Genomic DNA, 5896 nt, shown 5'->3' with positions numbered 1-5896 from the left:
CAATCTTTTGGCTTTTAGGGGTGCGGGGAACTGCGCACCCAGCCCCGACTCACCCGCACCCTCCGCCCCACCCTCACCTCACCGAACCCGCCGAGCCACAGTGAAGTGGTCAACCTCCTCGCCGGTCTCGGCAATCCCCCGCACCTTCAACGTGGCAGTACGCCCCTTCGACGCCGGCGTCACATCGACACGGAGGAACGAATAGTCGAGATACCGCACCCGAGACCACACAACCGTCTCATCGACCTTGCCCTCCTTCGTATTGACGAAGGAGGCAACGGACTCGACCTCGTTCTCGTGCCCCTCGTACGACACCGGCGCGGTGAACGCGTACAGACTCCGCCCCGCCGCCCCCGCCGTCACGTACACCACACCGTCCGTCTCGGGATACGCCGTACCCCCGATCGGCAGCTTCTTGGTGACCTTGCCCGCCTTGATGACGTCCGTGCGCTCGTACTGGTGGTTGTGGCCGTTGATGACGAGATCCACCGTGTACTTCTCGAACAGCGGCACCCACTCCTGGCGCACACCCCCCTCCGAGGCGTGCGCGGTGGAGGTGCAGTAGGCGCAGTGGTGGAAGAAGACGACAACGAAGTCGACGTCCTTGGAGGCGCGGTACTTCTTCAGCTGCGCCTCCAGCCACTTCGTCTGCGTACCGCCGGAGATCCCCAGGTTGGCCGGGATCTCGAAGGAGATGTCGTTGGCGTCGAGCGAGATGACCGCCGTGTTGCCGTAGACGAAGGAATAGACGCCCGGCAGGTTCTTCTTGTCGGGGCCGTTGTCCGGGAGGTTCCAGCGGGCGTCCTCGCCGCCGTAGCCGTTGGGCGAGTACCAGGCCTCCATGTCGTGGTTGCCGTAGGCCGGCATCCACGGGACGGACTTGGCGACCGACTCGGTCTGCGCGAGGAACTGGTCCCACACACGCGAGTCGAACCCGGCGTCGGCGGTCTGGCCCGCGCCGGCGGGGTCGGCGTACGCGATGTCGCCGGCGTGCAGGTGGAAGGCCGGGTTCTGGCCGAGCAGCAGGCTGTTGTTGGCGAGGCCGTGGTAGCCGACGCCCTCGTCGCCGAAGGCCGTGAAGGTGAACGGCTCCTTGTGCGCGGGGGCGGTGGTGAAGGTGCCGAGCGTGCCGAGCAGGTGCGCCTCGGCCGGGTCGAAGCCCGCGTGGCCGACGCCGTAGTAGTACGTCCGCCCGGGCCGCAGGTGGGTGAGCTTGGCGTGCACGTAGTACTGGGTGTGGTTGCCGCTCGCGCCGACGCCGGCCGGGGTGAAGAGGGTGCGGACCTCGGCGTCGATCTTGTGGGAGAGGTCCCAGGGGTGGGCGCCGATGCGGACGAAGGGTTGCTTCACCGCGACCGGGACCTGCCAGGAGACGGTGATCTCCGTACGGGGGTCGCTGCCCCAGGCGAGGTGGCGGCCGAAGGGGGCGACGAGCGCGCCGTCGACGCTCTCGGTGCGCGCGGCGGTCTGCGCCGGTACGGAAGTCTTCGTCGCCGCCTGCGCGACGGCGCCGGGCACGAAGGCCCCGCCCGCTACGGCGCCCAGCGTGACGGCGCCGCCTCTGATCATCGTGCGCCGCGAGAATCTGGCGCGAAGGTATTCGTGCTGCTCGGCCATGCTCATGCGCGCGGCGAGCTTCTCCGGTACGCCCATGCGTGGAGTGTCCATGGCCGAAAAGGTGCTCCTGGCAACCATCGCACCGCGGACCACAGGATGAACAGGCCCCAAACAGCCTCCCATAAGAGTTTCAACAGCCTCGTGCCCGAAATCGGGCAGGATTCTTGCGATTGCCAGCGCTTTACCTCAGGATCGACGGGTGCACGACGAACTTGTTGATCATCTGACGCGCTCCTCGCCCCTCAGCCGGGGCGAGGCGCTGCGGGTGATCCAGGACGTCCTCGCCTACTTCGACGAGGCGACCGACGACTACGTCCGTCGCCGCCACCGCGAGCTCCAGGCTCAGGGACTGGTGAACTCGACGATCTTCGAACGGATCGCGGCGGACCTGAAGTACCGCGCGGTCGCACCGCCCGAGCTCACGCTCAGACAACTGCGCCGCATCGTCTACGGCTGACCACGGGGCGAAAAGCCGGACGAAGAGAACGACAGAGCCGAACAGAACGACAGAGCCGGTCACGACGGAGCCGCTTCGGCGCGGCCGGCCGACAGAGGGGAACCGAAGAACGTATGTGCGGAATCGTGGGATACATCGGCAGGCGTGATGTGGCACCGCTCCTCCTCGAAGGCCTGCAGCGCCTCGAGTACCGCGGCTACGACTCGGCGGGCATCGTCGTGACGTCTCCGAAGACGGCCGGGCTGAAGATGGTCAAGGCCAAGGGCCGCGTCCGTGACCTGGAGGCCCGCGTCCCCAAGCGCTTCGCCGGCACCACCGGCATCGCCCACACCCGCTGGGCCACCCACGGCGCCCCCTCCGACGTGAACGCGCACCCGCACATGTCGGCCGACAACAAGGTCGCCGTCGTCCACAACGGCATCATCGACAACGCCTCCGACCTGCGGAAGAAGCTGGAGGCCGACGGCGTCGAGTTCCTCTCCGAGACCGACACCGAGGTCCTCACCCACCTGATCGCCCGCTCCCAGGCCGAGAAGCTGGAGGACAAGGTCCGCGAGACCCTCCGGCTCGTCGAGGGCACGTACGGCATCGCCGTCATGCACGCCGACTTCCCGGACCGCATCGTGGTGGCCCGCAACGGCTCCCCGGTCGTCCTCGGCATCGGCGAGAAGGAGATGTTCGTCGCCTCGGACATCGCGGCCCTCGTGACGCACACCCGCCAGATCGTCACCCTCGACGACGGCGAGATGGCGACGCTGAAGGCCGACGACTTCCGTACGTACACGACCGAGGGCACGCGCACCACGGCCGAGCCGACCACCGTGGAGTGGGAGGCCGCCTCGTACGACATGGGCGGCCACGACACGTACATGCACAAGGAGATCCACGAGCAGGCCGACGCCGTGGACCGCGTGCTGCGCGGCCGGATCGACGACCGCTTCTCGACCGTGCACCTGGGCGGCCTGAACCTGGACGCCCGCGAGGCGCGCCAGATCCGCCGCGTGAAGATCCTGGGCTGCGGCACCTCGTACCACGCGGGCATGATCGGCGCGCAGATGATAGAGGAGCTGGCCCGTATCCCCGCGGACGCCGAGCCCGCCTCGGAGTTCCGCTACCGCAACGCGGTCGTCGACCCCGACACGCTGTACGTGGCGGTGTCCCAGTCCGGTGAGACGTACGACGTCCTGGCGGCCGTGCAGGAGCTGAAGCGCAAGGGCGCGCGGGTCCTGGGCATCGTGAACGTGGTCGGTTCGGCCATCGCCCGCGAGGCCGACGGCGGCATGTACGTGCACGCGGGCCCCGAGGTCTGTGTCGTCTCCACCAAGTGCTTCACCAACACCACGGTGGCCTTCGCGCTGCTGGCGCTGCACCTGGGCCGCACCCGTGACCTGTCGGTCTCCGACGGCAAGCGGATCATCGAGGGCCTGCGCAAGCTGCCCGGCCAGATCACGGAGATCCTCGACCAGGAGGACGAGATCAAGAAGCTCGCCGAGCAGTACGCCGAGGCGCGCTCGATGCTCTTCATCGGCCGGGTCCGCGGCTATCCGGTGGCCCGCGAGGCCTCGCTGAAGCTCAAGGAGGTCTCGTACATCCACGCCGAGGCCTACCCCGCCTCGGAGTTGAAGCACGGCCCGCTCGCACTGATCGAGCCCGCGCTGCCGACCGTGGCGATCGTCCCGAACGACGACCTGCTGGAGAAGAACCGCGCGGCGCTGGAGGAGATCAAGGCCCGCAGCGGCAAGATCCTCGCCGTGGCCCACGAGTGCCAGGAGAAGGCCGACCAGACCATCGTCGTCCCGAAGAACGAGGACGAGCTGGACCCCATCCTGATGGGCATCCCCCTCCAACTCCTCGCCTACCACACGGCCTTGGCCCTGGGCAGGGACATCGACAAGCCGAGGAACCTCGCCAAGTCGGTCACGGTGGAGTAGGCCCGCCCCCGCAGAGGTCGGACGAACGGAACGGACCCCCACGTGTTGCCACCAGACACGGGGGGTCCGTTCTCATCGCCGGGGCCGCCCAAAACCCCGGCAGGCTGCCAGTTAGCCGGTTGCCGTCACGCCCCGGCCGGCAGCACGACGCGGCATGGCCGTAGGCCAGTGAGCCAGCGCCGCAGTCGCGGCATACCAGGCGGCCAGCCCGCCGACGACCGCGAACCACCCGCCCACCTTGGCGAGCGCCGCGGAGTCACCGAACTGCGCCACGGCGAGCAACACCATCGCCACGAACAACAGCCCGTACGCACCCCTGGTGAGCGGGGCCGAGGCGGACGCCCCGAGCGTCAGACTCAGCGCGACGAGCGCGAAGAGCAGCAGGAACAGCCCCGCCGCGTTGTCGGAGACCTGCGCGTCGGCACCGACGCCCCAGGTGAACCAGAAGGCCCCGAGCCCGGCGAACGCCGTACCCGTGAACGCGTCGCGGTCGCGGAAGGCCATGAGGCCGGCGACGAAGAGGGCGATGCCACCGACATAGATGGCGAGAGAGACGGAGTCGGCTGCCGTGACGCCGTCGATCACTTCGGTGTGACCGAGGCCGAAGGCCAGCAGGGTGAGTCCGAGTGCGAGGTGGCCGAGGGTCCAGGTGGTGCTTCCCGCGGAGACGTCATTGTCCACGGCGGGCTCCCTTCGTGCATGTGCTGTTGTGCGGTGACCGGTATATGCCCTTCACAAGCGCACAAACACATCTACGCGCGAGTAGATTTACCCGACACGTAAAGGAAGTTGACCTCGCCCGCGGCTCATCTCACCTGGGACAACGCCGAGTTGCGAAACGACAACACCGAAGGCGTTCGAACAGAGGTCGAAACAGAGGCGATCGGCGGTCGGCCGGGGAGCGGCCGGAGGCCGATCAGGGAATGACGACCACCGGGCGCTGCGCACGCTTCGCGAGCCGGCCGGCGACGGAGCCGAAGATGCGCCCGACGATGCCGTGGGTCGATCCGACGACGATCGCGTCCGCCTCGTACTCCCGCCCCACCTCTTCGAGTTCGTGGCAGATGTCCCCGCCGCGCTCGACGAGGATCCAGGGGACCTCGGCCAGATACTCCGCGCAGGCGAGTTCGAGCCCGAGCACCTCGGTGCGGTGGTCGGGGACGTCGACGAAGACCGGGGGCTCGCAGCCCGCCCACACCGTGGTGGGCAGCCGGTTGGCGACGTGGACGATGATCAGGCCCGAGCCCGAGCGGCAGGCCATGCCGATCGCGTACGCGAGGGCGCGCTCGCTCGATGTCGATCCGTCGAAGCCGACGACGACGCCGTGCTTGAAGGCGGGATCGCAGGACTGACGTGGTTCTTCCGCCGCCAAGGGCTCGGCCGCCGTGGGATCGGCGACGGGGCGCTTGCGGTCCGCGGGTTCGAATTCGTGACCGGCCATGAGTGTCTCGGCGTTCGGATCCTCGTGGGTGGGACGACAGGTGCTACGGAGCTGTGTCCGGGAATCATCTTCCCAACCCCATACCCCCAAGGGTACGGCGGCACGCCTCCTCTGCCCAGATCCCGCTCTCGCCGCGGGAGGGTTCCAGGGAGCATGCACGAGAGGACGCCCGTAACGCAATGGTTGCTGCCCCGTACAGGCGGTTTGCACAGCGTTCACCCAGCAAGGAAGCCCCGGTGCTGTACAGGCTCCCCTATAGAGGAGCGGGGAACTGCGCGACCAGCCCCCTCCCACGCCCACCCGCGGCGAGAGCGGGATCTGGGCAGAGGAGGCGTGCCGCCGTACCCTTGGGGGTATGGGGTTGGGAAGATGATTCCCGGACACAGCTCCGCAGCACCTGGCGTCCCACCCACGACGATCCGAACGCCGAGACACTCATGGCCGGTCACG

Annotated in this window: 5 protein-coding genes; 2 read left to right on the top strand and 3 right to left on the bottom strand. The window is 68.3% G+C overall.

Annotated features, from left to right (window positions below):
• Positions 1-78 precede the first annotated feature (78 nt).
• Positions 79-1653: a purple acid phosphatase family protein gene (locus AOK17_RS31955; RefSeq protein ID WP_055616060.1), complete on the bottom strand. Its 1575-nt coding sequence runs from the start codon at positions 1651-1653 to the stop codon at positions 79-81.
• 163 nt (positions 1654-1816) lie between these two features.
• Here AOK17_RS31955 and AOK17_RS31950 point away from each other — a divergent pair, with 163 nt between their 5' ends.
• Together AOK17_RS31950 and glmS are read left to right on the top strand one after the other, a co-directional pair.
• Complete coding sequence (locus AOK17_RS31950; protein WP_055616059.1) at positions 1817-2074, top strand: hypothetical protein; 258 nt, start codon at positions 1817-1819, stop codon at positions 2072-2074.
• A gap of 113 nt (positions 2075-2187) precedes the next feature.
• Positions 2188-4005, top strand: coding sequence for a glutamine--fructose-6-phosphate transaminase (isomerizing) (gene glmS, locus AOK17_RS31945; RefSeq protein ID WP_055616058.1), 1818 nt, complete (start codon positions 2188-2190; stop codon positions 4003-4005).
• 111 nt (positions 4006-4116) lie between these two features.
• Here glmS and AOK17_RS31940 read toward each other — a convergent pair whose 3' ends face one another.
• Together AOK17_RS31940 and AOK17_RS31935 are read right to left on the bottom strand one after the other, a co-directional pair.
• Complete coding sequence (locus AOK17_RS31940; RefSeq protein WP_055616057.1) at positions 4117-4686, bottom strand: acetate uptake transporter; 570 nt, start codon at positions 4684-4686, stop codon at positions 4117-4119.
• A gap of 235 nt (positions 4687-4921) precedes the next feature.
• Positions 4922-5446 (bottom strand): universal stress protein, encoded by a 525-nt coding sequence (locus tag AOK17_RS31935; protein WP_055616056.1) that lies wholly within the window; start codon positions 5444-5446, stop codon positions 4922-4924.
• Between the last annotated feature and the right edge of the window lie 450 nt (positions 5447-5896).

The sequence above is a fragment of the Streptomyces phaeochromogenes genome (genome assembly GCF_001418655.1).
In the GTDB taxonomy this organism is placed as follows: Bacteria; Actinomycetota; Actinomycetes; order Streptomycetales; family Streptomycetaceae; genus Streptomyces; species Streptomyces phaeochromogenes.
The sequence above is the reverse complement of the archived record's forward strand: the minus strand, read 5'-3'. Positions and strand labels throughout refer to the sequence as shown.